General features: G+C 67.1%; 15 protein-coding genes and 1 pseudogene. 6 read left to right on the forward strand and 10 right to left on the reverse strand.

From position 1 onward, the window contains the following. Window positions 1-21 precede the first annotated feature (21 nt). Window positions 22-837, reverse strand: a pseudogene (locus tag ABH935_RS28245) (DUF4253 domain-containing protein); the annotation flags it as partial. On the opposite strand from ABH935_RS28245, the gene ABH935_RS28250 reads away from it, so the two are divergent. Further along, a complete protein-coding gene (locus ABH935_RS28250) occupies window positions 770-1177 on the forward strand; it encodes a DUF5131 family protein (protein WP_370380963.1) in 408 nt (135 codons plus the stop codon). The pseudogene ABH935_RS28245 and the gene ABH935_RS28250 sit on opposite strands and share 68 nt — an antisense overlap. 140 nt (window positions 1178-1317) lie before the next feature. Here ABH935_RS28250 and ABH935_RS28255 read toward each other — a convergent pair whose 3' ends face one another. Together ABH935_RS28255 and ABH935_RS28260 are read right to left on the reverse strand one after the other, a co-directional pair. Beyond that, window positions 1318-1509 (reverse strand): hypothetical protein, encoded by a 192-nt coding sequence (locus tag ABH935_RS28255; protein WP_370380964.1) that lies wholly within the window; start codon window positions 1507-1509, stop codon window positions 1318-1320. Window positions 1510-1566: 57 nt separating this feature from the next. Then, window positions 1567-4377: an AAA family ATPase gene (locus ABH935_RS28260; protein WP_370380965.1), complete on the reverse strand. Its 2811-nt coding sequence runs from the start codon at window positions 4375-4377 to the stop codon at window positions 1567-1569. Window positions 4378-4465: 88 nt separating this feature from the next. On the opposite strand from ABH935_RS28260, the gene ABH935_RS28265 reads away from it, so the two are divergent. Then, window positions 4466-5641, forward strand: coding sequence for an epoxide hydrolase family protein (locus tag ABH935_RS28265; RefSeq protein WP_370380966.1), 1176 nt, complete (start codon window positions 4466-4468; stop codon window positions 5639-5641). Window positions 5642-5788: 147 nt separating this feature from the next. Beyond that, window positions 5789-6139 carry a hypothetical protein gene (locus tag ABH935_RS28270; protein WP_370380967.1) on the forward strand — a complete coding sequence of 117 codons (351 nt, stop codon included), beginning with the start codon at window positions 5789-5791 and terminating at the stop codon, window positions 6137-6139. A 334-nt stretch (window positions 6140-6473) separates the two neighbouring features. On the opposite strand, the gene ABH935_RS28275 is transcribed toward ABH935_RS28270, so the two are convergent. From ABH935_RS28275 to ABH935_RS28285, 3 genes are read right to left on the reverse strand one after another with little or no spacing between them, the layout of a single operon-like run. Beyond that, window positions 6474-7742 (reverse strand): response regulator, encoded by a 1269-nt coding sequence (locus ABH935_RS28275; protein ID WP_370380968.1) that lies wholly within the window; start codon window positions 7740-7742, stop codon window positions 6474-6476. A 36-nt stretch (window positions 7743-7778) separates the two neighbouring features. Continuing rightward, a complete protein-coding gene (locus ABH935_RS28280; RefSeq protein WP_370380969.1) occupies window positions 7779-8960 on the reverse strand; it encodes a cytochrome P450 in 1182 nt (393 codons plus the stop codon). Then, on the reverse strand, window positions 8957-9616 hold the full coding sequence (locus tag ABH935_RS28285) for a VC0807 family protein (RefSeq protein WP_370380970.1): 660 nt from the start codon (window positions 9614-9616) through the stop codon (window positions 8957-8959). The genes ABH935_RS28280 and ABH935_RS28285 overlap by 4 nt, the downstream gene beginning before the upstream one ends. 91 nt (window positions 9617-9707) lie before the next feature. Here ABH935_RS28285 and ABH935_RS28290 point away from each other — a divergent pair, with 91 nt between their 5' ends. Beyond that, window positions 9708-10295 carry a TetR/AcrR family transcriptional regulator gene (locus tag ABH935_RS28290; protein WP_370380971.1) on the forward strand — a complete coding sequence of 196 codons (588 nt, stop codon included), beginning with the start codon at window positions 9708-9710 and terminating at the stop codon, window positions 10293-10295. A 137-nt stretch (window positions 10296-10432) separates the two neighbouring features. On the opposite strand, the gene ABH935_RS28295 is transcribed toward ABH935_RS28290, so the two are convergent. The 4 genes from ABH935_RS28295 to ABH935_RS28310 form a co-directional block, all read right to left on the reverse strand. Then, on the reverse strand, window positions 10433-12211 hold the full coding sequence (locus ABH935_RS28295) for an NlpC/P60 family protein (protein ID WP_370380972.1): 1779 nt from the start codon (window positions 12209-12211) through the stop codon (window positions 10433-10435). 308 nt (window positions 12212-12519) lie between these two features. After that, a complete protein-coding gene (locus tag ABH935_RS28300) occupies window positions 12520-13431 on the reverse strand; it encodes a tetratricopeptide repeat protein (protein WP_370380973.1) in 912 nt (303 codons plus the stop codon). 105 nt (window positions 13432-13536) lie between these two features. Continuing rightward, complete coding sequence (locus ABH935_RS28305; protein ID WP_370380974.1) at window positions 13537-13731, reverse strand: hypothetical protein; 195 nt, start codon at window positions 13729-13731, stop codon at window positions 13537-13539. Continuing rightward, window positions 13682-14887, reverse strand: a complete 1206-nt coding sequence (locus ABH935_RS28310) for an NB-ARC domain-containing protein (protein ID WP_370380975.1) — start codon at window positions 14885-14887, stop codon at window positions 13682-13684. Before ABH935_RS28310 ends, ABH935_RS28305 begins: the two co-directional genes overlap by 50 nt. 262 nt (window positions 14888-15149) lie before the next feature. Between ABH935_RS28310 and ABH935_RS28315 the strand changes: the two genes are divergently transcribed. Together ABH935_RS28315 and ABH935_RS28320 are read left to right on the forward strand one after the other, a co-directional pair. Further along, a complete protein-coding gene (locus tag ABH935_RS28315) occupies window positions 15150-15995 on the forward strand; it encodes an alpha/beta fold hydrolase (RefSeq protein ID WP_370380976.1) in 846 nt (281 codons plus the stop codon). A 134-nt stretch (window positions 15996-16129) separates the two neighbouring features. Further along, complete coding sequence (locus tag ABH935_RS28320) at window positions 16130-16696, forward strand: hypothetical protein (RefSeq protein ID WP_370380977.1); 567 nt, start codon at window positions 16130-16132, stop codon at window positions 16694-16696. Window positions 16697-16761: the final 65 nt, after the last annotated feature.

The raw sequence follows: 16761 nt of genomic DNA on the forward strand, positions 1-16761 counted from the left end.
GAAACCGACCCCGACAACCTGGGCGCCGAATCGGCGTTCCCAGTCGAGGAGAACGGCAGCGATCTGGCCCGTGTCGTTGGTGTAGTTCAGCGGCCCCTGCCAGCCACACTCACGAAGCGCCTCAGCGCCAGATCCAGCCGGCACCAGCCCCAGCCGCACAGAGGAATCGCCGGCCAAGAGCTCGTCGGCGTATTCAGCCGCTCGCTGAGCAGCTGAGACGCTCGGAGGAGACGGTGCCAGGCCGGGCCAAGTCTGACCGTAGGGCGCGGTAACCGCGAGACGCCTGGCCACATCGCGTTCGTCGTCATCGTCGTCGTCATCGGTGGCTGTGTAGCTGGCCCACCAGCGCGCCAACAGCATGCTCGCGTCATGCGACCTCGGGTCGGAGAGCTTCTGCGGATAGAGCTCGCCTGAGCCCCAGGGCCGGAACTCCTCGTCTCGGCGAAGGCCTTTCAGAAGAAGCGGCCACAGACCGAGGGCCTCGGAAGCAGAGCACAGCCGCGCCCAGACACCAGGATCAACGGGCCCATCGCTCATCCAAAGGACCGGACGACCGCGTCCCTCCTCGGAACTCACCACCCTGCCCGGCGGCAGGGGGACGGGTGCACGACGCTCGTCCGTTGCGCCGAGAAGTGCCGCGAGATCAGCAGGCAGGTTCACTCGCCGCACTGTACGGCACCGAGCAGACACCCGAGCCACCCGCCAGCCAGCACAAAACCCATGCCAATGAACGTTCCACGCGATCGCGTCTGTAAGGAGAACAGCGACCATGAGTTCGCACGAACCGCAGGACCCAGCCCACGCCACCGTCCGTCGAGATCCTCGGGTTCCCGTCATCCACCCTTCGGAAATCGCGAACGAGCGGGTTTCGACGACGGGATGCGATCGGATCTCTCCCGGCTGCGGCAACTGTTATGCGCTGAAGCTCGCAAAGCGACTGAAGATGATAGGTCAGCCGCGGTATCAGTTCGATGGCGACCCGCGGATCTCTGGGCCGGGTTTCGGCGTCGCGGTGCGTCCCGAAACGCTCACGGAACCGCTGCGCTGGCGCCATTCGGCGCAAAGCCTTTGTGAACTCGATAAGCGACGTGAGCCATGCCCGAATCCCGGCGGCCTCGCGCAGGTGTTCACGGTCACGGCGGTCTGCCCGCAGCACTCGTTTCAGACTCTGAGCTAGCGTCCGGGCCGGCTGGCAAAGATGCTGTCCCGACCGGGGTTCCATGCAGATCTGCCAGCGGTCGGTTGCCGGATGGCCGGACATGGACGCATTCCCGAAGCCCGCCGCGGAGAGGCTGCCGGAGTGACGTCTGCCCCCTGTCAGATCGCGGGTGGCCGGGTGACGTCGAAGCAGTCCCAGTCCAGGTTCCAAAACGATTCCAGACCGTACTCACGGATGTGCCGCAGCCCAGCGTCATTAGGCGCGACCATCAGGCCGGACTCGCCAAACACCGGTTCCCGGAAGGCGTCAACATTTTCGGGCGCCGACCCGGCGTCGCTCGATCGATTCACGCGCGGCATAGTGGCATGACCGTCCTAGCGGGTCCACGAGCCGGACGGGAACGCCACTCAGGGGACAAGACCATGCTCCCGGGCAAAGGCAGCAGCCTGAGTACGAGTAGCGGCGCCGAGCTTGGCGAGGATCCGGGAGACGTGGACGCCCGCGGTATTGCCGCTGATGAACAGCTCGGCGCCGATCTGCCGGTTGCTCAGCCCCTTCGCGACGAGCCGCAGAACGTCGATCTCCCTCGCGGTGAGCCCGAAATCAGTATCGGCGACCGGTACGGCGGCCTCGGCCGACCCGCGCCCGCCAAGGTCGAGACCAGCCCGCCGGGCCGTCTGTTCGACCTCGTCCGCGAGTGGGGTCGCGCCGAGTTCGCTAGCAGTGGTGAGTGCGCTCTGCAGCGCGTCCTTGGCGTTGCCGCGTTCTCCATTCGCGAGATGTGCACACGCTGCGGCAAAGCGCGCGCAGGCGTCCTCCAGTGGTTGGCAGAGCTTGCGCCAGGCTTCGGCCGCCCGTTCCCAGCGCTCTGCTTCTCCCGTGACGGTCGCCGCGTAGGTGAGCCGGTGGGCCCGGTCGGGGCCGGTGGTGCAGGGCAGGGACTCGGCGAGGGCATCGAGTCCGACGGCGCCGGGCTGTCGCGCAGCGCGGGTCAGCAGCGGCCAGATCTCGTGATGGTGCCTCGTCGCATCAACACCACCGAGGAGCGCGAGAAGTCTCAATCCGGCACCCGGATCGCGCCGAGCCACAGCGAGATCGAAACGGACGGCAGCGAGCTCAAGCCGGTACTGACCGGCCCACGCCGCGTTGCCGAGCAGCGGTGCCGCCTCGTCGGTCGCCACCGCCGCCGCGTCGAGGTCGCCTTGGGCGAGCCTGATCTTCGCGCAGCTGAGCAGCAACACCGCACGGCTGAGCGGAGGGACCGGGTCGACGAAGGTGTCCTCGATCAAGGTCAGAGCCTGCGGCCAGCGACCGAGCGCGGTGAGGGCCTGCACCCATTTGACGATGAGCACGGCGCCGTTCTCGACGAACCGGAATGTCTCGTGGGCGGCCCGCAGACCTTGCTGGACGACATCGATCGTGGCTGCGTACGCCCCTGCCGCCAGCAGCACCGCCGACTCCCACATGACGACGGTCAGCAGTGTGCCGGGGTCTGGGCTCGCAGCCCGGGCGGCGACGAAGTGTCCGGTGGCATCGGCGGTGTCGACCTCGGCCGCGGCCAACCCGAGCATCGTGTGGGCGCGTGCGGTGAGCGAGGCAGCCTCGGTCCCGCTGAGCCGTTCGGCGATCGCCATCGCGGCGGAGGCGTCCACCGCCGCAGCTGACGGGTCGGCGCTGAACATCTTCGCGATGGACAGATCAATGAGTGCCTGCCCACGAAGCAAGGTCGGCGGCTCGGCAGGCAGGTTGGCGAGGGCCTGCTCGAGGTCGGAACGTCCGCCGCCGGCCTGGTTGTTGAGCCTGGCCCGCAACGTCAGGAGCTTCCCGAGACGCCGCACGTCGTCGCCAGCCAACTTCTGAGCTTCGTCGACAGCTGCCAGGCCGCCCTCGACCGCCCCCTGGTGAGCACTGACCTCAGCGATGCGCATGAGCAGAGCCAGTCGGTCGACCGGTCGCTCAGGTGCGTCGACCTTGTCCCAGAGCTCGAGCATCCGTCGCAGGTGGCGTAGTTGTTCCGGTTGTGCGCCGGCGTCGCCCGCGACGACAGCGGCCTGCCACGAGGCAGTGAGTGCCAGCGGCCACTCGCGGGCGTGAAGGGCGTGCTGACTGAGTTCGGCATAGCGCAGTTCTGGGGGCAGCAACACGGGATTGGCACGCAGCGCCGCAGCCAGCTTCGCGTGCAGCCGGGTGCGCCGGGCCGGCAGCTGGTTCTCGCTGACGGCTTGGCGGATCAGCATGTGCCGGAATTCGTAGCCGGTGTCCCGCGTGACCAGCAGCCCGGCCTCCACCAACTGCGTGATCGCCGTGTCCAGTCGCTCATCCGGCAGGCCTGCCGCCTCGACCAGCAGCTCGTGTTCGAGGGGCGACCCGGCCACGGCCGCGGCGTCCAGTACGTGCCGGGCATCCGGCGAGAGGCCGGCCACGCAGATGAGCAGCAGACCACTGAAATCAGCGGGAGCATCCTCCGTGGACTGGCTCAGAGCCTCGACGAACAGCGGATTGCCGCCGCTGCGCTCGAATACCCGCCCAGCGAATCCCGGTTCCGGTTCCCGCCCCAGAAGCGCAGCCAACTGACGGCCGACTTCGTACCGGGTCAGCGGTTCCGGCTCGATCCTGCTCACGGACCGGAGCCGCGACAGCTCGCCGATCATGTCCCGCGGCCGGCCCGGTCCGAGCGGGCGGTGCGTCGCCACGATCAGCACGTCGGTGTCCGCCAGGTTGGCGATGAGGAAGGCGATCAGATCGAGGCTGGAGTCGTCGGCCCAGTGCAGATCCTCGATGACCAGGACCACCGGACGCCGCTGCGACAGACGCTCGAGCACGGTCACGATCTCGCCGAACAGCCGGGTCCGGTCCGATTCGCCGCCCGGCACCGCTGCGCCGGCCAGTTCCGGCAGCCACCGGGCCAGTGCCGGGTTCGCAGCCGGAATCAGCTCGCGCAACCCCGCTACGCCGACCTCCCGTGCGAGCATCCGGGCCAGCGGCAAGAACGGGCCGAACGCGACGCCGTCGCCACCGAGCTCCGGGCAGCGGCCGGTCAGCACCAGCACGCTCTCGAGCAGCCGCACCCGGAATTCACCGACCAGCCGGGACTTGCCTATCCCGGCCCCGCCGGCCACCAGCACGGCCGTCACGGCAGGGTCGCCGAACGCCGCATCCAGCTTCGCCAAGTCGCCGGCGCGACCGATGAAGGTGCCGCTGACCGGCAGGTTCACCATGACTGAAGACTACCGTGAGCACTCGGCCGGCGAAGATAACGAGTTCTCATGATCCGCGGACCCCCTCTTTACGAGCATCGTTGAAGACATGACGAACACAGCGAACGCCGACACCGAGATCCGCCCCTTCAGCGTCACCATCAGCGACGCCGCCCTGGACGACCTGCGCAACCGCCTGAACAACACCCGCTTCGCCGACACGGTTCCGGGCGCCGGCTGGGAGCGCGGCGTCCCCACCGGCTACCTGCGGGAGCTGACGGCCTACTGGGCCGAGAAGTTCGACTGGCCCGCAGTCGAAGCCCGCCTGGGCACGTACCCGCAGTTCACCACGACGATCGACGGCCAGAACGTGCACTTCCTGCACATCCGCTCTCCGCACGCCGATGCCACGCCCCTCCTGCTCCTGCACGGCTGGCCCGGTACGGTGCTGGACTTCAACGACATGATCGGCCCGCTCACCGACCCGGCGGCCCACGGCGCCGGCGACGCTCCCGCCTTCCACCTGGTCATCCCGTCGCTGCCAGGCCACGGCTTCTCCGGACCGGTCACCGAGACCGGCTGGAACGACGGCCGGATCGCCCACGCCATGGCTGAGCTGATGCGCCGCCTCGGCTACGACGGCTACGGCGTCCACGGCGGCGACCACGGCGCGTTCATCGCGCCCCGCATCGGCCGCGACGACGCCGAGCACGTCATCGGCTTGCACGTGAACTCGCTGGTCACCTTCCCCACCGGCGATCCGGCCGACATGGCGGCGCTCACCGACGCCGACAAGGATCGTCTCGCCCGCATGAAGAAATTCCAGGACGACGGATCCGCCTACATGCAGCTCGCGGGCAGCCGCCCCAACACCCTCGCGCAGCTGCTCGCGGACTCCCCCGTCGCCCAGCTCGCCTGGATCGTCGAGAAGTACCAGGAGTGGACCGACTCCGCGAAGGCCCTGCCCGAGGACGCGATAGACCGCGACAAGATCCTCGCCACGGTCACCATCTACTGGCTCACCGACACCGCGCACAGCGTCGCCAACTACTACTACGAGCGCTTCCACGACGTAGCGATGTTCGCCCCCCAGGCCAAGGGCACGACCCCGACCGGCATCGCCGTCTTCTCCGCGGGCGACTACGCAATACGTCCCTTCGCCGAGAAGACCCACAACGTCGTCCACTGGTCCGAGTTCTACGACGGCGGTCACTTCCCGGCACTGGAAGTCCCGCAGCTGCTCACCGGCGACATCCGCGAGTTCTTCCAGACCCTGCCTCGTTGAGGCCATCACTCACCTCACCTTCTCAGCGGCCGACTTCCGGTCGCTGAGAAGGCTGTCTGCTTTACGGCGCCGTCCGCATCAACCTCCTGGGTTGACGCCTTTTCGCAGCCGGCTTGCTTTCGTGGAAGCACGATGACTATCCCAAACATGCACGCTCCTCGAACACGCGGTCAGCTCGCGCCGCACACCGGGTGGCTGCACGACTGGTTCGCCCACGATCCATGGATCGCGTGGCCGGTCGCCGGCCTGGCAGCGATCGTCCTTGTCTTGCTTCTGGTCGGTCGCCTGGTCTTCAGAGTGGTCCGCAACATGCCGTGGTGGGCGCCGCTGGGCTTGATCGGTACGGCTTTCGTTTGGTGGCGCAGACGGCGCAAGACTGTCGATACGACGAGGACAGAGCCCACACAATGGATCGACCTGCGCGATTTGAGCGCATTTGACGGGCTGGGAAGCCATCAGTCTACTGAAATGCGCCGTAACCCCCGTGGAAATGGCTGACGCCGGTGTGGTCAGTCCGGGCGGGCCATCAACAAGCTGAAGCAGCCCCGTGCGCGTTCAGGAGACCGCCGCAACGGCTGTGAGACTAACCGAGGACTCAATTCCCCGGCCCCTCAGCCTCGGCAATCTTGCTGATCTGACTAGGGGAATCTATGGTCACCCGCGCCCCGATCGGGTCCGAGCCCTACGGATGCGTCATCAGGGCCACGATGAGCTGATCCACGGTGCACGGGGTCGTGCCGGTCAGGTTGCGATCCGGTTTTCCACCAGGGCACAGCACCTTCGCGGGGAGAACCGAGGTCAGAACGCATGATTTTCATCGGCCTTCTAGGCGTTAGGCGTAATCCGCCTCCACCGCGGTACGCAACGAAAGCATGTCGATATCCGAAGGATCGCCAACACATTGCACGGTCTGCCCATCCCAGTTGAGTTCGAGACCGGAACAGTCCGGATAGTCGACACGCACCGCGTCGACGCCGACCCCGTCCACCAGCAGGGTGAACGGGCTACGAGGAAGGCTGCGGAAATCCAGGGTGCTCCTGGCCCTCGCAGCCGCACGCTCGGACATCCATGCTCGAACCTCAACACTCGACATCCCCTTCGGCGGCGGCCCGCCCAAGGTAGGCCGACCGCGCGCCTGGTTGTACAAGCCGAACGCGTTCTGCAGCGTGTCGATCGTCACGAACAGTGCCGGGTTATCCGGGCTGGCCGACAGCGACGCAGCCTTGGTCCGCACCACCAGCCATCGCCGGGCCGGCACCTCATAGATCACATGGACCGCGAAGCCGCGTCCGTTCTCGTTCTCTCCGCCGAACATTGCGCGCGCGCCATGAGGCGGAGTGCACGCGACGGCTATCCGCCCGGGAAAGGAACGCAGGTTACTGAGAACCTTCTCTCCCGAGAACCTTTCACTACCCTTTTCCAATGGTCCCACCTCCACACGACCGGCGTTTTCGCATCCAGCCTGCGCTGCGTCCACCGAACGCCGTCCCACGGCCTTCCATCCATCAGACGCTGCCAGCCCACTGATATACGCGAAGCGAACAGCCTGTGCCCGGTCACGAACCTCGATCTTGGCGAAGATCCGATTGATATGCGTCTTCACCGTCGCCGTGCTGACCTGCAGCACATCGCCGATCTCCCGATTAGAACGGCCTTCGGCGATCAGCCGCAGTACGTCAATCTCACGACAGGTCAGGTCCACCGTGCGGATGCGCGTACCGTGCCCTTGCGAACGCTCCTCGCGGCGTGTCCCGGCCACCGCCCTGATTAGCGCCTGGTAGATCTGGTGGCGCTCCGCGTCCTTGGTCAGTACATCCGCAGCACCGGCTAAGAAGGCGGCTTGCTTCTCGCCGTCGTCGCAGTATGCGGTCAACCCTATGATCCCGATTTCCGGGTTCCGGGCAAGGATCTGAGAGATCGCCGCCACGCCGCCCAGACGCGGCATGCGCAAGTCCATGAGCACGACGTCAGGCTTGGTACGAAGCACCACCTCCACCGCGTCTTCGCCGTCGACAGCCGTGCCGACCACAACGACGTCGGGCAGCAAGCCAAGGAGGGCCGACAGGCCGTCGCGGACTATCGGGTGATCGTCGGCGATCACGACATGGATTTGCTCAGAAGGGCTGTCCACCTGACGTCACCAGGCGACCGGAAGTTCGGCAAGACCGCCTGTGAGGTGGTTGTCCCGCAGGCGCAGCGTGTCGGCGGCAACGGCAATCTTGAGCTCCGGCAAGCGAGCAGCGATACGCACGAGCGCTTCGGTCAACTCGAGGCGGGCGAGGCTCGCGCCGATGCAGTAGTGGGAACCGTGGCCGAAGGCGAGGTGGGGGTTCGGCGCGCGGATGGGATCGAAGACGTCAGGATCGGGAAAGACACGCGGGTCGCGATTGGCGGCGTGCGGAGCGAGGATGACCGCGTCGCCAGTGGAGATGGTGACCTCACCGAGGCGTATTTCCTCGTGTGCGTAGCGGGGAAGGCCGCCGACAGCGCTGCTCAGGCTCGACAGCCTAAGGATTTCCTCGACCACCGTCGGCGTTGTGTCCGGATCAGCGGACAGCGCGTCGAAGTACTCGCGATGGGTGAGAAGCAGCACTAGGCCGAGGTCGAGGCGTACCACAGTCGTCTCATGGCCGGCGAACAAGAGCATGGCCGCGGTGCCGGCGATGTCCTGATCGGTCAGCGCGAATTCGGCCTGGGCGGCGATCAGGTCCGAGATGACGTCCTCGCCGGGATCAACCCGCTTGGCCACGATCAGGCGATGGGTATAGGCGACCAACATCTGGCGAGCGGCCATGGCGCTGTCCGGCGCGGTCAGATCCGTCATGTCCTGCGCCCAACCACGGAAGAGATCCTGGTCGTCCACCGGGACGCCGAGCAGTTCGCAGATCACCAGAACTGGAAGAGGCACTGAGAACGCCCGGTGCCAGTCTGCCGGCGGTGCGGGCAGCGCGTCGATCAACCGGTCCACGAGCTGCGCGACGCGCGGTTGCGGCAGGCTGATACGGCGAGCCGAGAAGGCGGGACCGAGCAGCCGGCGCATCCTCCGGTGGCGTTCACGTTCAGTGGCGTGGTCGCCGACCGGTCCGCCGAGCAGAACCGAGGTGGACACGCGGGCTGCCCGTTCGGGTTCGGGGTGGGATCGTCCGAGACGCTCGTCGCCGAGGAGTGCGGCAACGTCTGCGTGCCGTGCCACCAGCCACGCAGGGTCTCCGGTACTGGTGGTCACGGGGACGACCGGCGCGGTCTCCTGCAGTTCGCGGTAGCGCGGCGGCGGAGTGAAGAGTTCGCCGGAGGGCGGGAAAGGCAGGCGGTCGATCATTCGGTCGCCCCGGCCACGACTCGCGCCGGCTCCGCCGACGCCCCAGACATGCGCGGACGCAGGGTTGCCACGCCCAGCGGACCGAGGATGACCACGGCGATCAGCGGCGAGACGGTCACCATGGTCGAGGTCGACAACACGTAGGACAGCCCCACTCGCACGGCGGCCTCGGCCAGGAGCGCGACCCCCCAGACAGCGGTCGTTCGCCGGGCCTCGGTCCGCATCCTCGGTTCTTGCCAACTGCGTTCGAACTCTGCTTCAGCAACTGGGTCGGCGCCCATGTAGAGACGCCGCCGCAGCCCGAAGATCAACGGCCTGCCGACGAACAACGAGCCAAGACACACCAGACCCAGCACGCCGCTGGTGATCGATTCCTTGACCAGCAGAATCCGCCCCGCATGGAAGACGAGCCCGGCGACAAGGCCGACCGCGATCGCGGTCAGGGCGAGCAGCGCGACCGGGTCGACACGGCGGTCGCGCACAAAGCCACGCAAGGCCCCCGCCGCCGGGAACACCGCCGCCACGGCGAGCGCGCCGGTCGCGGACATCCCGCGTCCGGCCAGCACACGATAGGCGACTACCGGCGCGATCAGGTTGAGCAGCACTGCCGGTTGCCTCAAAAGTCCGCCGACACGTCCTGGGAACAGGGCCGCCATGATCTACCTCCAAGTGTAGACGTTGAGGTATACACTTTTGAGTGTACACAACTCGAGATGGCATACCGGCGAAGCTGCAAGGATGGTGAGCGTGACGCAGACCGAGCAGAGCCCGGGTCCCCGCAAGCTGCTGCCCCGTACAGAGCGGCGAGCGCAGCTGATCCAGGCCGCGGCCACGGCGTTCGCACGGGAGGGCTACGCCTCGACCGGTTTGGAGGACGTGGCACTCCAGGCCGGGGTGACGCGCGCCATCATCTATCGGCACTTCGCGTCGAAACACGAGCTCTACCTCGCTGTACTCGACGACACCCAGGCCCGGATGCGCTCCCGCATCGGCACGCCCGATGCCTACACTCCGGACACGGTGGAGGATCTGGTAGCTGCCGCCTGCGAGAACCCCGACGGTTTCCGGCTGCTGTTCCGGCACGCACAGCACGAACCCGAATTCGCCGAATTCATCGAGGAACGCAGCCGACTGGCGACGCGGATCACGGAGACCTACCTTCGCCAAGCCCAGAACGACCCCGCGCACCGTCAATGGCTCGCCGAGCTCATCCCGAAGCTGACCATCGAGCTCACCCTGTCCTGGCTCGAGGCCGGCCGTCCGACCAGCGAAGCGAAACTGGTGGACACCATCCGTGGTGTGACGCGAGCTCTATCCACCGGCGGCGGAGGCTGACCGAACTCTCCGTAACTGACCTGGCCTACCTGCGGTTCCGCCTGCGGTTTCACCTGCCGTTCGGCCTGCACTTCACCTGATGTGCCGACTCCCCTGCCGGCCGGGGTAGGCCGGAGGGGAGTCGGCGTTTCAGGTGGTCAGATGGCCGAGGCCGCTGGCGTGCCGTACCTGGCGGACAGGTCCTGTGAGAACCAGGCGCTGCCGATGGCCGAGAGGTAGGTCTCCCGCAGGTCGTTGTTGCCGGCGCTGAGGGAGTAGACGCTGGCGTAGGTCATGTTCTGGTTGGCGTCCGGGTGGGCCAAGGCGTCGATGTTCCCGGTCACCGCGGGCGTGCCGTACTTGGCGGACAGGTCCTGGCTGGTCCAGGGGTCACCGATCTTGTCGATGTACGTCTCCTGCAGGTGCCTGGAGCCGGCGTCGACGGTGTAGACACTGGTGTAGCCATCATGGAAAAGAGCGACCGGCGCGGTGGCCGCGTCGGCGACCGGCGTGCCCGACTGCGGCACGAGGTCCTTGGAGAACCAAGGGCTGCCGATCGCCGAGAGATACGTCTCCTGCAAATGGCCGTCGTTCTGGTCAATGGTGTAGACGCTGGTCCAACCCTGATGCACCGCAACTGTCGGGGACGTCGAAGTAGCTGGCGCGCCGTAGCCGACCGAAAGGTCCTGGGTGAACCACGGTGCGCCGATCGCCGAGAGATACGTCTCCTGCAAGTGATCGGTGCCGGCGTCGATCGTGTAGACGCTGGTGAAGCCGCTATGCATGATCGCAACCGGCTTCAGCGTCAGGCTGGCCGCCGGCGTGCCGTACTGCGCCGACAGATCCTTGGAGAACCAAGGACTGCCGATCGCCGAGAGATAGGTCTCCTGCAGATGCCCGTTGCCCTGGTCGATGGTGTAGATGGTGAGCCAGCCCTGGTGCAGCACCGCCGTCGGCGTGGTCTGCGTCGCCGGAGCACCGTACTTCGCCGACAGATCCTGAGTGAACCAAGGCGAGCCGATCGCCGACAGATATGTCTCCTGCAGATGGTGGCTACTGGCATCGACGGTATAGACACTCGTGTAGCTGCCGTGATGGATCGCGACCGGCTCAGTCCCTGCCAACACCGCCGGCGTGCCATACCTGACAGACAGATCCTGCGTAGCCCACGCCTGACCCACCTTCGGCAGGTACGTCTCCTGCAGATCACCGGTCCCGGCATCGACCGAATACACACTCGTGTAACCGTCATGCACCACCGACGACCCCGCAGCCGTCTCCGGCGGCGTCTGCGCCGGAGGGGGAGGCTGAGGCGCGTCGATGACGTTGTTGTAGCGGTACGGGAGGAAGCCGTTGTCGGCGAAGTCGGAGACGCTGTCGGTGCTGTAGGAGGCGCGCGTTCCGGAATGCGCCTCCTGATACACCCCGGCGACGGTGTGGGCGCTGTCCACCCAGCCGGCGAACAGCTCGACGTGACCGCTGCCGGTGTTCGGGTCACCGACGAACATGAAGACGTCCCCGGGCCGCATCTGCGCGTAGTCCGCCGAGCCGCCCTTGGTCAGCTCGTGGCTGTAGTCGGGGAGAGAATAAGTGCTCTGGCTGTAGGTCATCCCCCACGCCATCGAGACGAACCCGGAACAGTCGGCCCTGAAAGGGCCGCCGACCGCGGTGTCCGCCCAACCGTCGCCCTCGCTGTACCAGACACCGGCGCCCTGGTCCGCAGTGGTCCACTCCCGGGCGCGGGCGATGATCTGGTCGCGGGTGATCGGACCGCCGAGGGCCGGGCCGAGGGAGCCGCTTGACGTAGGGGTGCTGAAATTGTCGAAGGAGCCATAGACATAGTCGGCGTGGGCCGGCACGACGGTCGCGATGAGCCCGATGGCTGTCGCACCGACTGTGAGCGCCACCCGTGTGCGGGGTCGGCTGGGCAGGTTCATGTGGCTGAGTTCCTATTCGTGAGCGCTTGATGCAACGGGTCGGTGGTGCGACTCGCGAAGGAAACCGAGCCACCCGGAGCAATCGTGGCTATGCAATGCCGGAGTATTCGAGCTCGAACTCTGACAGTGGGAAATCCCACCTGTCCCAAAGCTGCTACCTGCGATTTGGGACGCCGCGTCTGGCAAACGGGGACTTGCATAGAGGATGCGCGGGGCAATGAAAGACGTCGGGCAAGATTCTCATCCAACGCCCGCCACCGAACCGGGCAGCGCAATCAGGGCGGGCCAGATGTACTGCCCAGACAGGTTCACGCGTCAAGCGCGTCCAAGCTGGCCTGTGCTCGCTCGATCGCAGGCCTGAAGCCGATCTCCTCGGCCAGGTCCAGAGACTGCTTCCAGCATTCGCGGGCGCCGTCGGCGTGGCCGGTCTCCTGGAAGATCCGGCCGAGGGTGTGCAGCGCGTCGGATTGTCCTCGGCGGTCGTCGTTGCGAACAAAGAGGTCCAGACTCTCCTCAAGAGCGGCGATCGCCTCGTCGAAGCGGCCGAGCGCCCGGTAGGCCTCGCCGAGGTTGTCCAGGCCGATGGCGTGGTTGCGGGAGCGGTCTGCGGGCGGGTGCAGCGCGAGCGAGCGACAGATGTATTCGACCGCTTGCTCGTATTGCCCCAGCCTGGAGTGGGCCAGCCCGATGCCGCCCAGGGCCGCCAGCTCGAAGTACGGCAACGGCGGTTCCGGTCTCGCCGCGTACGCGGTGAGCGCCTCCTGCCCCCAGGCGATAGCGCGCTCGGAGCGGCCGGACGTGCTGTAGACGTTGGTCAAGTTGGCCAGAACCCACAGCTCGCCCAAGCGGTCACCGAGCGCACGATGCATGGGCAAGGCCTGCTCGAACACGGGGACGCTTTCAGCCCGTTCCCAGCACTGGTGCCAGTCGCCCATCCGGTGCAGGACCCAGGCCTCGGCCCACCGGTCACCGTGGTCGCGGGCGACCGACAATGCCTTTTCAAGACAGCCGTACCAGTCGACGGTCATGTCCAACACCGCGTAGCCGTACATGTGGACGGCGATGCGCGGCGCCAGCTCCGGCTTGCCGACCGCCGGTGCCGCGTCGATGGCGACCGCCAGCGCGTCAAAGTGCTGACGGCACCAGGCTGCCGCCGGATCCGGGCCGGAAAAACGGTGCGGAGCCGGGGTATCCGGCTCCCGCTCGCCGACCGGCAGCACTCCGCACGCCCGGCCCAGGGGCTCGGCGGTCGCCTCGACGGTGTCGGCGTACCAGGTGATCAGCCGGCACACAGCCCGACCCCGCTCGACGGCCGACTCGCCGGTCTACAAGCATTCCACGGCGTAGTCACGGATCAGATCGTGATAGCGGTAGCGGCCATCGCCGTCGTCGTTCAGCAGATGGACGTCGACCAGGTGCTCCAAAGTCGCCTCGACGTCCGTGTCCTCCTCCCCCAACAACGCGGCGATCTCATCGGCGTCGAAAGCGGCGGCCGGGACCAACGCGGCAATCCGGAACACGCGCGCCGGATCGGCACCGCGACGCCTGCCGCAGACGGATCCGGGACAAGCAGTGCGGCGTAGCTGGCGTCGAAGCAGGCACGGATCGCCAGATCGGACACGGACAGCTCGTCCAGCCGCCGGCGCCGGTCAGACAGGCGGGCCGCGAACGCGGCGACGGACCAGTGGACCGGTCGGCCAGCCGCGCGCCGGCGATGCGCAACGCCAGCGGCAACCCCGCGCAGCACTCCACGATCGCCGCGACAGCCCCGAGCTCGGCAGCCGCGCGTTCGGGCCCAATCACACTCTCGATCAGGGCGAGCGCATCGGGGGCGGCCAGCAGATCCAGGTCCAGGCGATGCGCCCCGGCCACACCGGACAGCCTTCGGCGGCTGGTGACCAGTACCGCGCATCCCGGCGCGGCGGGTATCAGGGGGCGGATCTGGGCTGCGTCGTGGGCGTTGTCGAGGACGATCAGAGCCTTGCGTCCAGTCAGGACCGTGCGGTAGCGCGCAGCCCGGTCGTCGACCGCTTGTGGGATGTCGTGTTCGGGCACTGCCAGCGCCCTGAGGAAGCTGGCGAGAACGTCGGACGCCTCGCGCGGCGCGGGGTCCGCCCCGCGCAGGTCGACGTACAGCTGGCCGTCGGGGAACCAGGCGGCGGCCTGGTGCGCGGCATGCACGGCCAGCGTTGTCTTGCCCAGTCCTCCGCCGCCCGTCACCACGGCGACCGGCAGCCGGCCGGGACCGTCGCCGCCCCGGGTCAACACCTCGACGAGCTGCGCGGTCTCCGGTTCGCGTCCGGTGACGTCCGCGATGTCCGCGGGGAGCTGGGCGATCGGCGCGAAGGCAGTGCCCGCCGGGTGCGGCGCACGGACCGTCGGCGGCGGGGCGCCGGCTCCGTCGAAGCCCTGCGGATCGGCGGCGGCCAGCTCCAGCTGTTCCAGCAACCACGCGGGCTCCCCGCCCACCAGTGCCGCGAGGCTCAGCGCGGCGGAGCGGGTGACCAGGCGTTTGCCGTTGAGCCAGCGTTCCCACGAAGAACGGGCGTAGTGCGTCTTCGTGCCCAGCTGGGCGAGTGTCAGGCCACTGGCATCCTTCATCGCCCGAAGCTCCTCGGCGAGTCTTCGGGCCGGATCGGACAGCCCAGCCGGCAGCGGTGCCCAGTTGGTCGGCACGTGTACCTCCGTCCCTGCGGGATGTTGTTCGCAGAATACGGAGACAGATCGGGGGTGCACACCTAACCGCCGACATCTTGGCCCGGCGATCCCTTGGACGTGCTGTCTCAGTCATCGGAACGACGGTGGGACGGGAATTCTTCTCCGTCAGGCGGATCGGCGCAGACGGCGACCGCCGCGACTTGACCTCGGAGGTAATCGACATCGCCGCGCAGGTGGACGAATGATCACCGGGTACCACCGAACATTCGCGGAGGATGCAATGCCGTACCTCAAGGCCAGCGATGGCACCGACCTCTTCTTCACCGACTGGCCGGGAGACCGACCAGTCGTCTTTGTTCACGCCTGGGGGCTGAACTCCTGCATGTGGGACTACCAGATCGCGGATCTCGCCGGTTCGGGCTTCCGGTGCATCACCTTTGACCGGCGTGGTCACGGACGCTCCGACCGGCCCGGCGTCGGGTACGACCTGGACACGCTCGCCGACGATCTGGCCTCCGTCCTGGAGACTCTGGACCTGTCGAACGTGACGCTGGTCGCCCACTCGCTGGGAACCTGCGAGGCAGTCCGCTACCTGTCCCGCCACGGCGCAGACCGGATCGACCGCCTGGTGTTGAGCGGAACGCTGATGCCGTACCTCAGGAAGACCGCCGACAATCCCGAAGGCCTCGACCCGTCGATCCTGGACAAGGGCGCCGAGCTCATCAAGCGCGATGTCGGCGCGTTCATGGACGCGTATCCGGGTCAATACTTCGATGCCGAGGATTCGGTGTCCGAAGAGCTCGTGAACTGGACGCGCCGCCAGATCGTCGAGACGTCGATGCCGATACTGCTGGCCACCAACGGACCGTTCGATCTGCGAAACGAGCTCCCAGCAATCGACACCCCGACGCTCATCCTCCACGGCACGGACGACATATCGGCACCGATCGATCTCACCGCACGGCGAGTCGCCAAGATACTGAAGAACAAAAGAATGGTGGTCTTCAAGGGCGCGGGTCACGGCCTGTACGTCAGCCGATCCCGCGAATACTTCGCGGAGCTCTCGAAGTTCCTCGACGCCGACATCAGCACGTTGACCAACGTCGACGAGGAGATCCTCATCTGAGCTCGGTACATCCGCAGCCAGCGGCTAGTACTCCAGTAGTCGTTCGCTACTGGGCTGATGGTTGTGTGCTGCCTGGGTCGTTGGTTGCAGGCTTTCGGTAGCCGGGACTTCGTCGGTTCTGGCACGATGCGGCAGTGGTTCTCAATCGGTTGGGATTCGTCGCGGCGCAGTTGATACCGAAGCCTGGTGCCAGGCAGATGCTGGCGCGCGTGGTGACGGTGGATGATCTGCCGGGCGGCGGCTGGGCCGTGGTTGACGAGCGGACCTGGCGGACCGGGGTGACTGGGCCGGCGACGGAGTGGGGCAAGCGAGCGCGCGCTGCCAGGAGCATTACGGCATGGCGGTCTTTCGAACTCGCGAACCGGCAGTGGTGCTGGGTGCAGGTGATGCCGCTGGCCTCGGAGTCCGATGCGCTCCAGGCCATCGAAGTAGTCGGGGACCGGGGACTTCGCAACCAGCGTAGCCAAGTCACCGTGCTTCAGGAGCGGGTTGTGGAGATCGATCCGTTTCCCGGGGCAGGCCGGGTCTGGGCGCACGAGCAGCACACGAGCGGGCCCGTCGGGAACGGGGTCGCGAGGATGTTGGCGGCAGCGGTCGGCTCGCACGTGATCGTGGTGTCCGGCTCCGGCTCTCCGGAATGGACGTGGGATATGTTGCTCGCGCTTGCCCGTCGGCAGGCCGGGCTGTTGGCTGCGCCGTAGTCGCCAGCCCCGTCAAGTCAGGTGCGAGGTGCGCGCGGCCTCGGCTGACACTCCGACTCGATGTC

Source organism: Catenulispora sp. GAS73 (assembly GCF_041262085.1).
Lineage (GTDB): Bacteria > Actinomycetota > Actinomycetes > Streptomycetales > Catenulisporaceae > Catenulispora.

Bases quoted from the DNA above. Each gene is read 5' to 3' on its own strand.
- ABH935_RS28270 (WP_370380967.1), top strand. From the start codon at position 5,789: ATGCACGCTCCTCGAACACGCGGTCAGCTCGCGCCGCACACCGGGTGG.
- ABH935_RS28265 (WP_370380966.1), top strand. From the start codon at position 4,466: ATGACGAACACAGCGAACGCCGACACCGAGATCCGCCCCTTCAGCGTC.
- ABH935_RS28280 (WP_370380969.1), bottom strand. From the start codon at position 8,960: ATGATCGACCGCCTGCCTTTCCCGCCCTCCGGCGAACTCTTCACTCCG.
- ABH935_RS28285 (WP_370380970.1), bottom strand. From the start codon at position 9,616: ATGGCGGCCCTGTTCCCAGGACGTGTCGGCGGACTTTTGAGGCAACCG.
- ABH935_RS28295 (WP_370380972.1), bottom strand. From the start codon at position 12,211: ATGAACCTGCCCAGCCGACCCCGCACACGGGTGGCGCTCACAGTCGGT.
- ABH935_RS28260 (WP_370380965.1), bottom strand. From the start codon at position 4,377: ATGGTGAACCTGCCGGTCAGCGGCACCTTCATCGGTCGCGCCGGCGAC.
- ABH935_RS28315 (WP_370380976.1), top strand. From the start codon at position 15,150: ATGCCGTACCTCAAGGCCAGCGATGGCACCGACCTCTTCTTCACCGAC.
- ABH935_RS28250 (WP_370380963.1), top strand. From the start codon at position 770: ATGAGTTCGCACGAACCGCAGGACCCAGCCCACGCCACCGTCCGTCGA.